The following is a 16,089-nucleotide window of genomic DNA, read 5'->3' as shown; positions in this document are numbered from 1 at the left end:
ACACTTGATCGTATGACAGATACTCCTTTGAACACTGCCTGGCTCGACGAAATCAAATGGGATGCGAGCGGGCTTATTCCCGCTATCGCTCAGGATATTCATAGCCATCGCGTGCTAATGGTCGCCTGGATGAATCGTGAGTCGTTACAGCTCACCGTGCAGGAGAAGCGAGCGGTATACTGGTCCCGTTCGCGCCGCAAACTCTGGCGCAAGGGCGAAGAATCCGGCCACATCCAGGTGCTGCACGAGTTGCGCCTGGATTGCGACAGCGATGTAATCGTGATGATGGTCGAGCAACTCGGCGATATTGCCTGCCATACTGGCCGACAGAGCTGTTTTTACCGGGTATTCAAAGACGGGAAATGGCAAATAGTCGATCCGGTCATCAAGGATCCTGATCACATTTATGAGCATAAGCATGAGTGACACTCTGTGCCGGTTGGCCGAAGTACTGGAACAACGCAAGCAGGCCGGAGCAGACGCATCCTATGTCGCCAGCCTGCACGCCAAGGGACTGAACAAGATCCTGGAAAAAGTCGGTGAGGAATGTACCGAGACGCTGCTGGCCGCCAAGGATTGCCAACACAGCGATGACAAGTCGGAGCTGATCTATGAAACGGCCGACCTGTGGTTCCATACTCTGGTCATGCTCAGTCATCTGGGCCTTGGTCCAGAGGATGTACTGAAAGAACTTGAACGACGTTTTGACCTATCCGGCCTGGCCGAGAAAGCGTCGCGTCAACACAACTGAGGGCGTTGCCCTGGAGGCTTGCAATGGGTTTTGGCGGCATTAGTGTTTGGCAATTACTGATCGTATTACTGATCGTGGTTCTGCTGTTCGGCACCAAACGGCTGAAGAGCATCGGCGGCGATCTGGGCGAGGCCATTAAAGGCTTCCGTAAATCGGTCAACGATGAAGACGAAAAACCTTCGGTGCAGAACAAGACCGGGGATACCCTGGACGTTCACGCTGAGAAAAAGTCGGAAACTCACCCCAGGGACTGATCGTCCATGTTTGATATCGGCTTCATTGAAATGCTGGTGGTGGCCATCGTTGCCCTGTTGGTACTGGGTCCCGAGCGGCTGCCCGTTGCCGTGCGCACTGCCGGGTTAGCTATCGGTCGCATCAAGCGTGGCTTCGCTGATGTGCGCTCTCAGGTTGAGCGCGAGATTGGCGCGGACGAGATTCGCCGGCAGCTGCACAACGAGCGGATAATGTCTGACCTGGCAAAAAGCGACAAACAGGGCAAGCAGGATGACAAACCGGGCAAACCGGATCCAGGCGCCCCGGTTGCCGATCCAAAGGTCACCGGCTCGGACGTCAAGCCTGGCAGTAACGCAAGCGTAACATCCACCGAGCAGACTGCTCCGGCAGCCGACGCAGTGGCTTCCACCGACGCCCCGGCGCCGCCAGTCACCGATATCACCGACGACTCTCCGACACGCCCCGATGAGCGATAAGCGTACCCCGGCCAAAATGGCCGAAGACATGCCCCTGGTGGCACACCTGACCGAGCTCCGCTCCCGATTGCTGCGTATCGTGGTTATCTGGATGCTGGTTTTTGCCTGTCTGTTCTACTTCGCCAACGATCTGTATACGTTCATAGCCGAACCGTTACGGGTGTTTCTGCCGGAAGGCACCAGCATGATTGCCACCGATGTGGCATCGCCCTTCCTGACGCCCTTCAAACTGGCGCTGGTCAGCGCACTGTTCCTGGCCATGCCCTTCGTGCTGCATCAGATCTGGGGCTTCATTGCGCCGGGGCTGTACCGCCATGAAAAGCGTCTGGCGATACCCTTGCTAGCGTCGAGCATCATTCTGTTCTATTCAGGCATGGCCTTTGCCTACTACGTAGTGTTCCCGTTGGTGTTCGGCTTCTTTACCAGTACCGCGCCGGCGGGCGTGGCGGTGATGACCGATATCAACAAGTATCTGGATTTCGTCCTGACGCTGTTCATGGCCTTCGGGCTGTCCTTCGAAATTCCCGTAGCGACGGTTCTGCTGGTACTGACCGGCGCCGTGGACGTGGCGAAGCTGCGCGAGATCCGTCCTTACGTAGTGGTAGGCTGCTTTGTCATCGGCATGGTACTGACGCCTCCGGACGTCATTTCCCAGGCCTTGCTGGCCGGCCCCATGTGGCTACTGTACGAGGTCGGGATTCTGTTCAGCCTGCTGCTCAAACGTAAGACGGATGCCGAGCAGGACGCGCAAGACAATCCACCGGCATGAACCTGCTCTTGCTCGACGAGCAGGATTTCACTGATGCCTCTCGAGTGCAGCTGAGCGGCCGCCGTTTACGGCATATGCTGGAGATCCAGCAGCTGAGCATCGGCGACACGCTGCGGGTAGGCCTGATCGGCGGCCTGATGGGCCAGGCTCGTGTGCTCTCGCTCAGCGCGGAGCAGGCCGAACTCAGCGTCATCCTGGACGCCTCTGCGCCGCCCAAACTGCCGCTTACCCTGCTACTGGCGATGCCGCGGCCCAAGATGTTCCGTCGTATTCTGCAACACTGCGCCACCCTCGGCGTGCCGCGCATCATTCTGCTCAACAGCTATCGCGTCGAAAAAAGCTTCTGGCAGACGCCTTTCCTTGAACCCGCCGCCATGCGCGATAATCTGCTATTGGGGTTGGAGCAGGCCCGCGATACGGTATTGCCTGAGGTCATCATCGAGAAGCGCTTCAAACCCTTCGTCGAAGACCGACTCCCCGAGCTGATTACTGGGACCCAGGCGCTCGTGGCCCATCCCGGTGACTACCCAGCCTGTCCCCGCGCCCTGACCACCCCGGCAACACTGGCTATCGGTCCGGAAGGCGGCTGGATACCCTATGAAGTGGACAAGCTGATCGAAGCCGGCTTTGCGCCGGTGCAACTGGGTGAGCGGATTCTGCGGGTCGAAACGGCTGTGACCGCCTTGATATCGCGCCTGTATTGATCAGCCTCTGATTTCCACAGCAGGCGCAATAATCTGCTGCGCCTCGTCCTGCCAACCCTCTCCGGTTTCCACCTTCACATCCCGCGCAGTTACCGGCTCTCCGCATTCGGAGCAGACGGTAACGGGCCGCATAACCTTACCGCAGCCCTTGTGCACATGCCTGACCGGAGCGCCGCGCTCGTCCGCCATATGCTTATCGCCCCAACTGACCAACGCCAGTATGGCTGCGTGTAACTCGAGCCCTTTTTCAGTCAACCGGTACTCTTCACGTAACGGGCGTTGCTGATAAGGCACTTTGATTAATACGCCGTGTTCCACCAGTTTCTTCAAGCGCTCGGCCAGAACGTGGCGGGTTATTCCGAGTCGTTTCTCGAACGCATCGAAGCGCCGCACACCAAGAAAACAATCGCGCAGAATCAACAGCGTCCAGCGATCCCCCACCACAGCCAGCGTACGGGCTATGGAACAGGGCTGTTGCCCGAGTTCTTCCCAGCGCATGGTCACACCTCCTGAAAGCAATGCTGACAGCCTAACTTGACAAGTTCCAAAAAGAAACTGACTATCAACGAGTTCCAAAAAAGAACCCAATCTCACAGGAGCCACCTATGTCCAGACCACCCGTTGCCGTTATCATCGGCGCCGGCGATGCCACTGGCGGTGCGATCGCCCGGCGCTTCGCTCGCGAAGGTTTCACGCTGTGCGTAACCCGCCGTCAGGCAGACAAGCTGGCGCCTCTGGTTGCTGATATCGAGGCGGCCGGCGGCAAGGCTTACCCTTTCGGCTGTGATGCGCGCAGCGAAGAGGATATGGTCGCACTCTTCGATGAGATAGAACGCGACCTGGGCGAGATTGAGGTGGTGGTGTTCAATATCGGCGCGAACGTACGCTTCTCCATTACCGAAACCACCACCCGGGTATATCGCAAGGTCTGGGAAATGGCCGCGTTCTCGGGCTTTCTCACCGGGCGGGAAGCGGCCAGAGTCATGCTGCCGCGTCAGCGGGGCACCGTGATCTTTACTGGCGCCACCGCATCACTGCGCGGCAGCAGCGGCTTCAGCGCCTTTGCCGGCGCCAAGTTCGCGCTACGCGCCCTCGCCCAGAGCATGGCCCGCGAGCTGGGGCCCCAGGGCATCCATGTCGCCCACCCGATCATCGACGGCGCCATCTACACTGCATTTATCCGGGACACCTTTCCTGAACGCTACGCACTGAAGGACCAGGCTGGCATTCTCCATCCTGAGCACATCGCCGAGCAGTATTGGCAGTTGCACTGTCAGCCGCGCGACTGCTGGACCCATGAGCTGGATCTGCGGCCGTGGATGGAAACCTTCTGACAATCTCTGGACCAGGAACAGACACATGAGCAAAACAATCGAGTTCTATTTTGATGTCGGCAGCCCAGCCAGTTACCTGGCGTGGACGCAGATAGAGGCCATAGCGCAACGGCATAATGCCGAACTGGAAATGAAGCCTATGCTGCTCGGCGCAGTATTCCAGGCCACCGGCAACAGTTCGCCGGCAACCGTCCCGGCCAAGGGCGCTTACACCCGTGAGGATTTCCAGCGATTCGCCACGCGCTATGGCGTGACCCTCAAGCACAACCCCTTTTTTCCGATCAATACGCTGCAGCTGATGCGTGGCGCCGCCGCCTATCAGGGCACCGAACACTTTGAGCACTATCTGTCTGCGGTATTCACCGCCATGTGGGTGGAGGAACGGGACATGGGCAAACCGGAGGTCGTTGCCGAGGTACTTGAGCGTAACGGCTTCGACCCGGCCCAAGTGATGGGACTGATGGGCGACCCGGCGGTAAAGGACCGGTTGCGCCAGACCACCGACGAAGCCATCGCCAGGGGCGTATTCGGCGCACCCAGTATTTTCGTGGACGATGAACTCTTCTTCGGGCAAGATCGCCTGGAGTTTGTCGAGCAAGCGCTAGTTCAAGGGGGCTAGGCTCACACCTCTAACAGAAAGGTGACCGGGCCATCGTTCACCAGATGCACCTGCATGTCAGCACCGAAACGCCCGCTGCTGACCTGCGGGTGCCGCTCGCGGGCTTGACCGAGCAGGTATTCGAATAACTCGGCGGCCCGCGCCGGCGGCGCGGCGGTGGAGAATCCCGGTCGCAGGCCCTTGCCTGTATCAGCCGCCAGGGTGAACTGCGATACCAGCAACAGCCCGCCCTCCACGTCCTGCAGCGAGGCGTTCATGCGCCCCTCGGCATCGCTGAACACCCGATAACGCAATATCCGCTGCAACAGTCTGTCGGCGCTGACCTGATCATCCTCCGGCTCGATGCCAACCAGTACCAGCAAGCCGCGATCAATGGCACCGACCGTTTTCCCGTCAACCTCTACCCGGGCCTGAGTGACCCGCTGCAACAAGCCTTTCACCGCTATTCCGCCTGGGGAGGCAGGTGCAACAGACGCTGCGCTATGGACTGCGTGGCGCGTACCAGTGCATCCGCCGTACCGGCTTCGGACGCCGCATGCCCGGCGTCACGGATGATCTGTAGCTCACTCGCCGGCCAGTGCCGATGCAAGGCAAAGGCGTTATCCAGCGGACACACCATGTCATAGCGGCCATGAATCAGGATGCCCGGGATATGGCCGATGGACGGCATGTTGTTCAACAGCTGATCCGGCTGCAGAAAGGCGTGATTAACAAAGAAATGGCACTCAATCCTGGCCATTGCGTAGGCGCGACGTGAGTCATTGAAGCGGTCAATAACCTGCGCACTGGGACGCAGCGTGGCGCAGCGCCCTTCCCAGCTCGACCAACTCCTGGCCGCGTGCATCCGGCAGATCTCATCGTCGCCAATCAGCCTTCGATAGTAGGCAGAGACCATGTCACCGCGCTCGACTTCAGGAATCAGCGAAGCATAGTCCTCCCAATAGTCCGGGAAGATGTGGCTCGCCCCTTCCTGATAGAACCAGCGTATGTCCTGATCCCGGCACAAGAATATCCCGCGCAGAATCATCGCGCTGACCCGATCAGGATGCGCCTGGGCATAGGCCAGCGCGAGCGTCGAACCCCAGGAGCCACCGAACAGCACCCACTTGTCGATTTTCAGGTGCTCCCGCAGCGCTTCCATGTCACTTACCAGATGCGCAGTGGTGTTGTTCTCGAGGCTGGCATGGGGCGTCGAACGACCCGCTCCGCGCTGGTCGAAGGTGATAATGCGATAGATCGACGGATCGAAGAAACGCCGACTCAGTGCGTCACACCCTGCCCCCGGTCCGCCATGCAGGAAGACAACCGGCAAACCATCGGGCTCGCCACTTTCATCGACGTACAAAACATGTGGCGCTTCGACGGCCAGTTCATGGCGAGCGTAGGGTTTGATCTCCGGATACAACAGCTGCATGGTCGGGCTCCTGGATGTACATCTCAACCGATACTGTTTTTTCCAACATTACTCACCAGCGCGATGGCTGTCATCTACAGCCGCGAACTACCCGAAGGGACGCACGCCGATCAGCGATTGATGCAGCCAGAGGGCAAAAATAACCCAAAGCACCAGCCCGACGACCACTGCCATGACGTCGCGGCTCGCCTTGCCGGCAGGGCGCACTACGCCGGCAGCACGATCACGGCGTCGCAGGACAATAAACAGGGCCACGGCCCAGGCCAGGAAGCCGCCAAACAGCAACACGTCGGGCAGGGTACCGTTGGCTATCAAATGCGCGATGGCCCAGAATTTCACGCCCAGCAGCATCGGGTGCCCAACCCGCGCCTTCATCTTCGTGCCGGGCAGATAGGTGGCGACCAGCAGCACAAATGCCGGAATCGTCAGCAGGGCCGCCAGATGTCGTGTCCAGACCGGCGACACCCATAACCAGACAGGGTCAAGCCGAGCCTGGCCGTAGCCCCAGACGATCAGTACCAGACCGATCAGCGCAACTAATGAATAAATACCTTTCCAGGCATTCTCACCGAGCCGCTGCTTCTGCGCCGCGCGCCAGTTCGGCGCGAACAAGCCGGTTGAGTGAATACCCAGAAAAATGACCAAACCTGCCACCAGAGCTAACATTTTCTATCCTTGCGTTGTTTTGATTGGGTTCAACATGCAGCGTCAGACGACCGGATTGTTGATTACCGCACTGATGATGAAGTGTAGATCCTGAACGGCTGATCCTGACAATTTTATAAGCCCGGCGCCGAAGGGCACTGGGATCTTGTGGATGTCTGATTGTCCGGTCATCGGCGAATCAATGTCACTGCATCCGCGCAGTCAGGGATTCTCCCTCAGGGGTGAGCAGCATCAAGGCGCCTTGTTCATTGAACTTGAACTGCTGCACACGCTGCAGCATATCGAGAAAGCGTTGCTCTTGCTCCATCAATGCCGGTGCGCAGGCTTTCTTGGTGGTGATGACATTGCCCACATTCAGCGATTCTCCGGTCAGCTCATATTCGGCCGAGTAATTATTACAGGAGGCCTGACCAGCGACACGATCGTTGCTGGAAAACACCACCTCCACTCTCGAGCCGTCAATAATCCCGCCCCCGTTGATATCCTCGACGATCCAGTCAACGCCCTGCAGCAGCCGTGCCGGGGATCCACCGCAACCCTCCAGCTCCTCGCCATCGACCACCAGGGTGATTTCCCGCGGGTAGGCCATCCCGGTCATGCTGTCGTAGCAGATATTTCTGCTGGCAGTCAGGCGCACCCTATGCTCACTGGCTTCTTCGGTGATTTCTACGGATACATCCTCGCTATTGTCATCGCTGATCTGGTAAGGCGCGGTAAATTCCAGATCCTGGTCGGGACGCTGCAGGGTCAGTTCGCCGTTTTCCAGGCGAACATGCCAGGACGGTTCGTTACCAAAGGCCAGGAACGGCTTGGGCAACGCGCCTGGTGGTACGCATTCCGGGTAGGCTTTTCCCTTAAGCGTCAGTAAGGCGCTGTCTCCGCGGCTCCAGAACCGCGTAGACGGATCACCCTCCGCCTCGAAGCGGGCGCCAGCGTGCGTCTCCACCGGGAGCAATACGTATTCGTCGTCTGCCACCTCAAGAATCAGGTCGTCTCCCTCGTAACCCACGCTAATCTGCGCCTGGCCACAAGACATGATGCTGGAGAAGGCCGCCTCACGATGTGGAAGCAGCACCAGTTCACCGAGATTGATTTCCTCCGCCTTCGGCCCAATCGCTACAGGCTCGGCCAGCCAGGTAGCCCGCTCACCTTCCATGATCACCGCGCGCAGTTGATAGGCATCGGCGCGCTGTAATTCCTTGGGATCGACCTCCAGGATAAAGTGCACGGGTACGTTGCGTCCGATCAGATCGATGCGTTGGCGGGCCAGCACGCTTGTCGGCTCCGTCTCGCCCGAGGCAGCGTAACGCAGCTCGATGACGGCCTGACTTTCCGGTTGCAGAGCGGTACGCGCCTGATAGGTCAGATCGCCGGTGATGCGCATCACTTGCTTCTGCTCGTCGCCATCGGCGGACACTTCCTCGACGGGGGCCTCCACCGGTGCAGCCGGTTCATCACCGCATCCGGTCAACATGGAAAGTGACACACTCACGAGCATGGCAGGCAGCAAATACCGCATTGATCGACTCCTCTGATGACATCCTGTCAGATTGCCACATCCCTCAGTACGTTCACAGCAAAGCCATCAATCTCGCGCAATTGGAAGGGGTTATCTCGCTCAGAAGCTGGAACCAGGCTCCTTCAGGAAGGCGATTTCCGCCTCCGTCGATACGCGACCCAGCGCCGCGTTGCGATGAGGGTATCGACCGAAGCGCTCGAGAATGTCCTTGTGGCGCCGCTCGAATCTAAAACTGTATTCCAGCCCCTTGGCAGAAAACAGCCGCATCGCCTGTTCGTGAATCAGCAGGGATTCGCTGTGCATGAAGGGCATGTACATAAAGCTGCGCTCATCGAGGCTAAGATCCCGGTCAGCCTTTGCAGCAATGGCTTCCTGTGCCAGCACCAGCGCCATGCCATCCCAGGCAAATGCCTGTGGACGGTCGCGGTAGATATTTCGTGAGAACTGATCCAGTACGATGATCTCTGCCAGCCGGCCTGCGTGGCTCGCTCGCCAACGGAAGAGTTCACCGCGAGTAGCTTGAGCATGCAGTGGCTCGAAGCGTTGAGCAATCAGCCGATCAAGCGGCGGATCCTTCTTCCACCACATCGCAGGTTTGAGTTCCTCGAACCAGAATGTCAACACGCTCGCGTACATAAGCTGTCCAACCCGGGCTGATGCCAGCAAGATGTCGGTCCTGCCAGCATCAGGTCGAAAAGGTCTCGTCTAGATCACGCCGCAGGCAATCCGCTCGCCACCACCGCCAAGCGGCTTGGGATCGTCGGAATGGTTGTCACCGCCAGCATGGATCATCAGTGCGCGGCCTTTGATCTCTTCAAGTTTCTTGATACGCGGCGCCAGCACAGGATAATCGGCGTTGCCGTCCTCATCCACATAGAGTGCCGGCAGGTCGCCCAAGTGGCCTTCGCCGTAGGGCCCGTGATGCTCGCCTGTTTTCTCGGGATCGAAATGACCACCGGCAGCCTTGGCTGCCACTTTTTCGCCATTGTCTGTGCCCGGCTCGCAACTGCCGTTTTCATGGACATGGAAGCCATGGATCCCGGCCGGCAGGTCACTCAGCTTGGGGGTAAAGACCAGGCCGTGTTCGGTTTCACTGATGGTCACCTCACCTATAGACTTGCCCACCCCATCGCCGCTTACCTGGTTCATGGTGACGTCGGTGGAGGCAGCGTGCGCAGCTCCGGCGGATAGCATCGCGCCGAGTGCCAGCCAATGAATTGTTTTCATGATATCTCCTGTGAGTGCTTGCTCGAGTTCAGGGTTCGTTTATGCATCGTTTCGGTGGCGCCGTCTCAGCAGTTCATCACGCCTGCTCTGCAGTAAAACCGCGACACACAGCCGCCAGCTTGTTGCCGTCCGGATCGCGAACATAGGCCGCAAAAAAGTCATCCGCATAATGCGCACGCAGGCCCGGCACTCCCTCACTGCTGCCGCCATGCTCCAGCGCTGCCTGGTGAAAGCCGCGTACCGCATCCCAGCTCATTGCCTTCAGCGCCACCATGGTGCCGTTGCCTACCGAAGCCGGACGGCCGTCAAAGGGTTTGCACAGCCACAACGCCAGCTCCGTCGCGCCATCCTGTTCATAGACACCCCAGCCGGCGATGTCTTCCCAGTCAGGGTCGTTCTGCGGACCGCAGCGGGCGATGCCGAGCGGCGCAAGCGCATGGTCGTAAAACGGCTTCGAGCGCTCCAGATCACTGCTCCCGAGCATGATGTAGGTAAACATGCGCTGCTCCTGTTATCGCTTGCCTGACCAACACAGCCTAGCTCAGATTCACTAGCTGGCACGCAGCCCGGCAATAACCAGGATCGATGCGCGGGCCACCAGCAGAACGCAACAGGGCTGCCCGAAGGCAGCCCTGTATTCAGTCAATCCTTGTCGCGGGTAACCATGCCGTAAATCACCAACAGGACAATCGCACCAATGACTGCGCCAATGAAACCGGCACCCTCACCCGCCTCGTAGAATCCCAGCGCTTGTCCGCCGTAGGTGGCCAGTAGCGAGCCGCCGATACCGAGCAGTATGGTCATGATCCAACCCATGCTGTCGTTACCCGGTTTGAGAAAACGGGCAATCAGCCCCACGATTAGGCCAATGATGATCGTACCGATAATACCCATTAACGCTCCTCCTCTGGTCTCAAACGCAAACATTGCGTAACGCTTGAGACCGACAAGGTGCCACTCCGTTCGGTTGAACACTACAACTGACAGCGACCCGCCCCGGCATTGGCAACGACGTGGCTCTTGACCTGATTGGTCGGCAGCAGATCATAGCGGTAGGGTGGCGTGTAGCTGACCGCAGCGCCAGGGTTCGGACCGGCAATACTGCAATCGGAACCGCCCTGCCAGATCACATTGTTGAACTGATTGTTGCGTGCGTCCCAGAAGCCGATCTGGCTGCTGTAACAGGAGACAATCGGGTTCCTGGCGTTCTCGAACACGTTGTTGTCGATGCGCACCCGGTTACCCATTCGGGTATTGATGCCAGTATCCAGAATCCGGCTGTAATAGTTGTTGTAGATATGCGTCTGGCCGAAACGCAACAAGGGCGCGCGGGAATAGACATTGTCGAAGTGATTGAAGGCGAAGGTAACACGGCGGTCGTCTTCGCTGCTGTCGCTGTGCCCCCAGAGCGAGGTCTTCCAGCTGTCACGAAAGATGTTGTACGACAGGGTGACGCGGCTGACGTCCAGCTTGCCGTCAATCAGACTGTCATAGTAATCCTTCTCCACATCGAGGCTGTTGTAGAAGGTATTGTGGTCAATCCACACGTTGCGCACCGGCCGGGTGCCGTCCAGCTCGATACCGTCACCGCTGCCATCGCGTACGTGATGAATGCTCAGGTTGCGCACAATGACGTTGCTTGAGCCGCGAATTAGCAGCCCTCGTCCATCCAGTACTCCGCGATTGCCGACGCCTATGATCGACAGGTTGCCGGTGTCCTTGATATCGAACCGGTTAACCCCCGAGTTGCCCGGATTGATGGTGCCGTTAACGCGGATTACCGTACGGTGCGACCTGTTGCTCTTCCATGCATTGGTGTGATTGTCGATTGCCGCGGACAGCTCACGCCCGGTGCTGACCGTGACTTGCTGCCCACCGGCGCCACCGGTGGTGCCGTTACCCTGCGCGGCGAAGCCCGGTGGGCTTTCCAGGCAGGCCGTGGCGCCGGGCGTATCGCCGCCACCGGTGTCGCCAACCGCACGGAACTCCCACTGCTGGTTCACGCCGCCGGTATCCGTCCACTGGCGGACATCGCCCCCACTGCGCGTACTCCACTGCCATACATCCAGCGCCAGGCCGCTGTGCCGCGAAAGGATCTTGTGGTGACGATCACCCGCCTCCTTGATCTGCCACTGCTGGTTGTAGCCTTCCCAGAAAGCCCATTGGCGTATATCACCGCCAGGTTCGGTGCTGAACTCGTACACATCCAGCGATTTGCCGCTGTGCACCGGACGAATCGAGTAGTACCCGTTGCCCAGATTATCAACGTCGAATTGCTGGCTGGAGGCGCCGTTCAGGTTGCTCTGTATGACGTTGGCTCCGTCGGTTTTGCTGTTGCCCTCGACTGCAAGCGCCAGACCACTGTGGCGCGAGACGATGGTATAGCGACCATCTTCGACCTCCGCCTGCGCAGCGGCCGAGATCAGCAGACTGAGCAAAAACAGGCCCGGTCGCTGCAATCGATGAGTGTTAAAGGGGTGCATGACAGTTCTCCAATCAGATGGGTTCGTTGCACTACTGCCCGGTCAACGGTATGCGCAGGTTCTGCAGCGTGTTATTTGAGGACGGCGGTGTTCATCGGCAGGGTGCAGTAACCCTAGTCGGCCCCTGCAGAAAGTCATAACGCCGAAACGTCAGAACGCGGTGCAGTTCGCATACCCAAGCGGGTGGCGCTCGCCCTCGCGCGATCAGGCTCACTCATGCGGGTTAAGTGATTGATCTATATACACATTCAAAGCCATCTCAGGCTGCTATCCGAATGCCTTGCAATACCGGACGACCAGACACAAAAAACCCGCCGGAGTGGCGGGTTTTTTGATCAGCTTAAGGGATTAACCCTTGCTGGCGCGCTTACGCAGGTTCTCGTCAAGAATCTTCTTACGCAGACGGATCGACTTCGGTGTTACCTCGACCAGCTCGTCATCATCGATGAACTCAAGAGCCTGTTCCAGGGTGAACCTGATCGGCGGAACCAGAGCAATGGTCTCGTCCTTGCCCGAAGCACGCATGTTGTCGAGCTTCTTGCCCTTGGTAGGGTTGATCGCCATATCGTTATCACGGCTGTGGATGCCGGCCAACTGACCTTCATAGATCTCGTCGCCCGGAGCCAGGAACAGCTTGCCGCGGCTCTGCAGGGTTTCCAGCGAGTAAGTTAGTGCCTTACCTGTCGCCATGGAGACCAACACACCGCTCTGACGCTGGCCTACTTCGCCACTCTTGATCGGACCGTAATGGCTGAAGGTCGAGGTCAGAATGCCGCTGCCCGAGGTCATGGTCAGAAACGCGTTACGGAAACCGATCAGGCCCCGTGCAGGGATGGTGTATTCGAGACGAATACGGCCCTTGCCATCCGGAACCATGTTGCTCAGGTCGCCTTTGCGCACGCCCATCTGTTCCATCACCGGACCCTGGTGGATCTCCTCGATATCGATGGTAACGTTCTCGAAGGGCTCCTGCTTCTGGCCGTCGACTTCCTTGATAACAACTTCCGGACGGCCTACTGCCAGCTCGAAGCCTTCACGACGCATGGTTTCGATCAAGACCGACAAATGCAGCTCGCCACGACCGGAAACCTTGAACTTGTCAGCATCTGCGCCCTGGTCAACGCGCAACGCGACGTTGTGCAGCAGTTCCTTTTCCAGACGCTCCTTGATGTTACGGCTGGTGACGTACTTGCCTTCCTTACCGCAGAACGGCGAGTCGTTAACCTGGAACGTCATGGAAACGGTCGGCTCGTCGACTGACAGGGTCGGCAACGCTTCGACATTGTTCTGGTCGCACAGCGTATCGGAGATGTAGAGCTCGTCCATGCCGCTGACGCAGACGATGTCGCCAGCCTGGGCTTCTTCGACTTCAACGCGCTGCAGACCGGAGTGGCCCATGATCTTCAGAATCCGACCCTGACGCTTCTTGCCATCAGCACCGATAGCCGTTACAGGCGTATTGGTCTTGACCTTGCCGCGAGCGATACGGCCAACGCCGATAATCCCCAGGAAGCTGTTGTAGTCCAGCTGGGAAATCTGCATCTGGAACGGACCTTCTGGGTCAACGTTCGGCGCCGGCACGTGTTCGATGATGGACTGGAACAGACAATCCATGTTGTCGTCCATCTTCTCGTGATCCAGACCGGCAATCCCGTTCAGGGCGCTGGCGTACACGATCGGAAAGTCCAGCTGGTCATCGGTCGCACCGAGGTTGTCAAACAGATCGAAGATCTGGTCGACGACCCAATCCGGACGTGCACCAGGACGGTCAACCTTGTTGATGACGACGATCGGACGCAGACCTGCCTTGAACGCCTTCTGGGTAACGAAACGCGTTTGCGGCATGGGACCGTCCTGCGCGTCAACGACCAGCAGAACGGAGTCAACCATGCTCATCACGCGCTCTACTTCACCACCGAAGTCAGCGTGACCGGGGGTGTCGACGATGTTGATGTCGTAGCCGTTCCATTTCAGTGCGGTGTTTTTCGCAAGGATGGTAATGCCGCGCTCTTTTTCCTGGTCGTTGCTGTCCATCACGCGCTCGCTCTCGAGCTCCTTACGGTCCAGGGTGCCGGACAGACGCAGCAGCTTATCGACCAATGTGGTCTTGCCGTGGTCGACGTGGGCAATGATGGCAATGTTACGGAGATTCTCGATCACAATGGACGTCCTGGGAAATGCGCGGCAGTGGGCCGGCTTATAAAAATGAGGGGGGCATTATACAGAGACAGCCGTGACAGTGTATGTTTTTTGTACGAAATACCGTCACAGGCTATTTTGAAATTTCTGTGGAGCTTCACTCAGACCTTGGGCAATCGTAACACACGTACGTTGCCATGCCCCGCATCGAGCAAATACTGGGCGTGTAACTGACTCATAATGCCTTTATCGCAGTAGAGCAAATAGGCGCGAGAGGGATCCAGTTCGGCGAAGCGGCTATTCAGCGCATAAAAGGGGATGGGCACTACCTCGACGTCTGCCACCTGCAAGGGACTGAGTTCCTGTTCGTCCGGCGCGCGGATATCCAGTACCACCTGGCCCGGCAGCGCCTGGCTTACCAGCTCCACGGCATCGCCGCCCTCCAGGTCCAGCTCAAGCTCGCTGCAATCGGTATAGCGAGCGTTCTGCACTGCCTCGTCGAGGATGGTGAAATCGAACGAGGCTTCAGCCTCGGCGACTATTGCCGGCGTGGTGCGGATGGCGGGATTGACCGAAATCACTCCGCAATACTCCGGCATACTGCTGGAGAAGGCTTCGGTACCGATACGTCGCGCCGTATCGATGATGTCCATCTTGCTGCTGGTGATCAGCGGACGCAGCACCAGCAGATCACTGACCTGATCGATCACCGCCAGGTTGGGCAGGGTCTGGCTGGCCACCTGGGAAATCGCCTCGCCGGTGACCAGTGCATTCAGATCCAGCCGCCAGGCGATGCGGTTTGCCGCGCGGAGCATCATGCGCTTGAGCACCACGCCCATCTGGCTGTTCTCCACATTCTGCAGCAGCTCGCCTACGACGCCCTCGAACGGCACACTGATAAACCGCAGGCGATGGCTGGCGGCATAACGTTCCCACAGATAGTGGGCCACCTGCCGCACGCCCAACTCGTGGGCGCGACCGCCAAGGTTGAAAAACACGAAATGCGGCAGCAGGCCACGCTGCAGCATCTGGTAGCTGGCGACAGTAGAATCAAAACCGCCGGAGAGCAGGCTGAGCACCGGTTCCAGGGTTCCCAGCGGAAAGCCGCCCATTCCCTCATGGCGCGCCTGAATCAGCCAGACCCGGTTGTCACGGATCTCAAGCTTTACCGCGACCTCGGGCGTCTTGAGCGATACGCCCGTTGCACCACAGCGTCGCATCAGCTGTTCGCCGATCAGCCGCGCGGCATCCTGGGAGCTGAACGGATGCCGCCCGACGCGTTTGCAACGCACCGCGAAGGAGCGTCCGCGAACCTGCTCACCAAAACTGGCAACACACAGCTCAGCCAACTCATCGAGCGTCCCCAACGGATAGTCATGCACCTCAAGCAGGTGAGCGATACCCGGCGTATTGCACAGACGTTCGATGCATTGCCGTTGTATTGCCGGATCCTCGCCGAGGATCACCTCAAGGCTGTCCCAGGAGCCGGTCACCCGTGCGTCCCCATCCAACGCCGCGAGCAACACGCGGACGTTGCTCTTGAGCTGGTGCACGAAGCGCTTGCGCACCTGACGGGTCTTGATGGTGATTTCCGGAAAGAACTTGATGATCAGTTTCATGGGCAGGACAACCAGGCAAAGCGCAGCATTATACGCGCATACCGGATCCGATGGGGTCCCGACCACCAGCTGCGCTATACTGCGCACCACATTTGTGCACTAACATGTGTTGCTGCACTCTAACCGGGCAACCGA

20 protein-coding genes are annotated in these 16,089 nt (G+C 58.7%); 8 read left to right on the top strand and 12 right to left on the bottom strand.

What is annotated here, in order from left to right; all coding sequences use genetic code 11:
• The first annotated feature begins 12 nt into the window (after positions 1–12).
• Genes hisI through FHK95_RS10145 form a run of 6 tightly spaced genes read left to right on the top strand, consistent with a single transcriptional unit; the run spans position 13 to position 2,934 of the window.
• The gene (hisI, locus tag FHK95_RS10170; protein ID WP_150304492.1) at positions 13–426 is read left to right on the top strand and encodes a phosphoribosyl-AMP cyclohydrolase; all 414 of its coding nucleotides are present in this window, start codon (positions 13–15) and stop codon (positions 424–426) included.
• Positions 419–751: a phosphoribosyl-ATP diphosphatase gene (locus FHK95_RS10165; RefSeq protein ID WP_150304491.1), complete on the top strand. Its 333-nt coding sequence runs from the start codon at positions 419–421 to the stop codon at positions 749–751. The genes hisI and FHK95_RS10165 overlap by 8 nt, the downstream gene beginning before the upstream one ends.
• A 23-nt stretch (positions 752–774) precedes the next feature.
• Positions 775–1,005 (top strand): twin-arginine translocase TatA/TatE family subunit, encoded by a 231-nt coding sequence (tatA, locus tag FHK95_RS10160; protein WP_150304490.1) that lies wholly within the window; start codon positions 775–777, stop codon positions 1,003–1,005.
• Positions 1,006–1,011: 6 nt separating this feature from the next.
• Positions 1,012–1,461: a Sec-independent protein translocase protein TatB gene (tatB, locus tag FHK95_RS10155; protein WP_150304489.1), complete on the top strand. Its 450-nt coding sequence runs from the start codon at positions 1,012–1,014 to the stop codon at positions 1,459–1,461.
• The gene (gene tatC / locus FHK95_RS10150) at positions 1,451–2,230 is read left to right on the top strand and encodes a twin-arginine translocase subunit TatC (protein WP_178114758.1); all 780 of its coding nucleotides are present in this window, start codon (positions 1,451–1,453) and stop codon (positions 2,228–2,230) included. Before tatB ends, tatC begins: the two co-directional genes overlap by 11 nt.
• Entirely contained in the window at positions 2,227–2,934 is a 708-nt protein-coding gene (locus FHK95_RS10145) for a 16S rRNA (uracil(1498)-N(3))-methyltransferase (protein WP_150304488.1), read from the top strand. Before tatC ends, FHK95_RS10145 begins: the two co-directional genes overlap by 4 nt.
• On the opposite strand, the gene FHK95_RS10140 is transcribed toward FHK95_RS10145, so the two are convergent.
• Complete coding sequence (locus FHK95_RS10140) at positions 2,935–3,432, bottom strand: winged helix-turn-helix transcriptional regulator (protein ID WP_150304487.1); 498 nt, start codon at positions 3,430–3,432, stop codon at positions 2,935–2,937.
• A gap of 107 nt (positions 3,433–3,539) precedes the next feature.
• Here FHK95_RS10140 and FHK95_RS10135 point away from each other — a divergent pair, with 107 nt between their 5' ends.
• Together FHK95_RS10135 and FHK95_RS10130 are read left to right on the top strand one after the other, a co-directional pair.
• A complete protein-coding gene (locus FHK95_RS10135; RefSeq protein WP_150304486.1) occupies positions 3,540–4,268 on the top strand; it encodes an SDR family oxidoreductase in 729 nt (242 codons plus the stop codon).
• A gap of 25 nt (positions 4,269–4,293) precedes the next feature.
• Positions 4,294–4,887, top strand: coding sequence for a 2-hydroxychromene-2-carboxylate isomerase (locus FHK95_RS10130; RefSeq protein WP_150304485.1), 594 nt, complete (start codon positions 4,294–4,296; stop codon positions 4,885–4,887).
• Positions 4,888–4,889: 2 nt separating this feature from the next.
• On the opposite strand, the gene dtd is transcribed toward FHK95_RS10130, so the two are convergent.
• The 11 genes from dtd to thiI all read right to left on the bottom strand — a co-directional run bounded on the left by dtd (position 4,890) and on the right by thiI (position 15,954).
• Positions 4,890–5,327 (bottom strand): D-aminoacyl-tRNA deacylase, encoded by a 438-nt coding sequence (gene dtd, locus FHK95_RS10125; protein ID WP_150304484.1) that lies wholly within the window; start codon positions 5,325–5,327, stop codon positions 4,890–4,892.
• A 2-nt stretch (positions 5,328–5,329) separates the two neighbouring features.
• A complete protein-coding gene (gene pip, locus FHK95_RS10120; RefSeq protein WP_150304483.1) occupies positions 5,330–6,301 on the bottom strand; it encodes a prolyl aminopeptidase in 972 nt (323 codons plus the stop codon).
• 87 nt (positions 6,302–6,388) lie between these two features.
• A complete protein-coding gene (locus tag FHK95_RS10115; protein WP_150304482.1) occupies positions 6,389–6,967 on the bottom strand; it encodes an NnrU family protein in 579 nt (192 codons plus the stop codon).
• Between the two features lie 184 nt (positions 6,968–7,151).
• Positions 7,152–8,486: an META domain-containing protein gene (locus tag FHK95_RS10110; RefSeq protein WP_150304481.1), complete on the bottom strand. Its 1,335-nt coding sequence runs from the start codon at positions 8,484–8,486 to the stop codon at positions 7,152–7,154.
• A gap of 99 nt (positions 8,487–8,585) precedes the next feature.
• Entirely contained in the window at positions 8,586–9,152 is a 567-nt protein-coding gene (locus FHK95_RS10105) for a DUF924 family protein (RefSeq protein WP_235906761.1), read from the bottom strand.
• 39 nt (positions 9,153–9,191) lie between these two features.
• A complete protein-coding gene (gene sodC, locus FHK95_RS10100) occupies positions 9,192–9,713 on the bottom strand; it encodes a superoxide dismutase family protein (protein WP_150304480.1) in 522 nt (173 codons plus the stop codon).
• A 76-nt stretch (positions 9,714–9,789) separates the two neighbouring features.
• On the bottom strand, positions 9,790–10,212 hold the full coding sequence (locus FHK95_RS10095; protein ID WP_150304479.1) for a VOC family protein: 423 nt from the start codon (positions 10,210–10,212) through the stop codon (positions 9,790–9,792).
• 143 nt (positions 10,213–10,355) lie between these two features.
• Positions 10,356–10,607, bottom strand: coding sequence for a GlsB/YeaQ/YmgE family stress response membrane protein (locus FHK95_RS10090; RefSeq protein WP_150304478.1), 252 nt, complete (start codon positions 10,605–10,607; stop codon positions 10,356–10,358).
• Between the two features lie 80 nt (positions 10,608–10,687).
• Positions 10,688–12,196: an RICIN domain-containing protein gene (locus tag FHK95_RS10085; RefSeq protein WP_150304477.1), complete on the bottom strand. Its 1,509-nt coding sequence runs from the start codon at positions 12,194–12,196 to the stop codon at positions 10,688–10,690.
• A gap of 348 nt (positions 12,197–12,544) precedes the next feature.
• On the bottom strand, positions 12,545–14,356 hold the full coding sequence (gene typA / locus FHK95_RS10080) for a translational GTPase TypA (RefSeq protein ID WP_150304476.1): 1,812 nt from the start codon (positions 14,354–14,356) through the stop codon (positions 12,545–12,547).
• Between the two features lie 140 nt (positions 14,357–14,496).
• Positions 14,497–15,954, bottom strand: a complete 1,458-nt coding sequence (gene thiI, locus FHK95_RS10075; RefSeq protein WP_150304475.1) for a tRNA uracil 4-sulfurtransferase ThiI — start codon at positions 15,952–15,954, stop codon at positions 14,497–14,499.
• Positions 15,955–16,089 lie beyond the last annotated feature (135 nt).

This window comes from Pseudomonas saliphila, from assembly GCF_008638345.1.
Taxonomy (GTDB): Bacteria; Pseudomonadota; Gammaproteobacteria; order Pseudomonadales; family Pseudomonadaceae; genus Halopseudomonas; species Halopseudomonas saliphila.
This window is presented reverse-complemented; position numbering and strand designations above follow the sequence as displayed.

Excerpts from the sequence above, each read along its gene's own strand:
- FHK95_RS10145 (WP_150304488.1), top strand. The coding sequence starts at position 2,227 with ATGAACCTGCTCTTGCTCGACGAGCAGGATTTCACTGATGCCTCTCGA.
- hisI (WP_150304492.1), top strand. The coding sequence starts at position 13 with ATGACAGATACTCCTTTGAACACTGCCTGGCTCGACGAAATCAAATGG.
- FHK95_RS10115 (WP_150304482.1), bottom strand. The coding sequence starts at position 6,967 with ATGTTAGCTCTGGTGGCAGGTTTGGTCATTTTTCTGGGTATTCACTCA.
- FHK95_RS10110 (WP_150304481.1), bottom strand. The coding sequence starts at position 8,486 with ATGCGGTATTTGCTGCCTGCCATGCTCGTGAGTGTGTCACTTTCCATG.
- FHK95_RS10165 (WP_150304491.1), top strand. The coding sequence starts at position 419 with ATGAGTGACACTCTGTGCCGGTTGGCCGAAGTACTGGAACAACGCAAG.
- tatB (WP_150304489.1), top strand. The coding sequence starts at position 1,012 with ATGTTTGATATCGGCTTCATTGAAATGCTGGTGGTGGCCATCGTTGCC.
- FHK95_RS10140 (WP_150304487.1), bottom strand. The coding sequence starts at position 3,432 with ATGCGCTGGGAAGAACTCGGGCAACAGCCCTGTTCCATAGCCCGTACG.
- tatC (WP_178114758.1), top strand. The coding sequence starts at position 1,451 with ATGAGCGATAAGCGTACCCCGGCCAAAATGGCCGAAGACATGCCCCTG.
- FHK95_RS10095 (WP_150304479.1), bottom strand. The coding sequence starts at position 10,212 with ATGTTTACCTACATCATGCTCGGGAGCAGTGATCTGGAGCGCTCGAAG.
- FHK95_RS10085 (WP_150304477.1), bottom strand. The coding sequence starts at position 12,196 with ATGCACCCCTTTAACACTCATCGATTGCAGCGACCGGGCCTGTTTTTG.
- FHK95_RS10130 (WP_150304485.1), top strand. The coding sequence starts at position 4,294 with ATGAGCAAAACAATCGAGTTCTATTTTGATGTCGGCAGCCCAGCCAGT.
- tatA (WP_150304490.1), top strand. The coding sequence starts at position 775 with ATGGGTTTTGGCGGCATTAGTGTTTGGCAATTACTGATCGTATTACTG.
- sodC (WP_150304480.1), bottom strand. The coding sequence starts at position 9,713 with ATGAAAACAATTCATTGGCTGGCACTCGGCGCGATGCTATCCGCCGGA.
- FHK95_RS10090 (WP_150304478.1), bottom strand. The coding sequence starts at position 10,607 with ATGGGTATTATCGGTACGATCATCATTGGCCTAATCGTGGGGCTGATT.
- FHK95_RS10135 (WP_150304486.1), top strand. The coding sequence starts at position 3,540 with ATGTCCAGACCACCCGTTGCCGTTATCATCGGCGCCGGCGATGCCACT.
- thiI (WP_150304475.1), bottom strand. The coding sequence starts at position 15,954 with ATGAAACTGATCATCAAGTTCTTTCCGGAAATCACCATCAAGACCCGT.
- pip (WP_150304483.1), bottom strand. The coding sequence starts at position 6,301 with ATGCAGCTGTTGTATCCGGAGATCAAACCCTACGCTCGCCATGAACTG.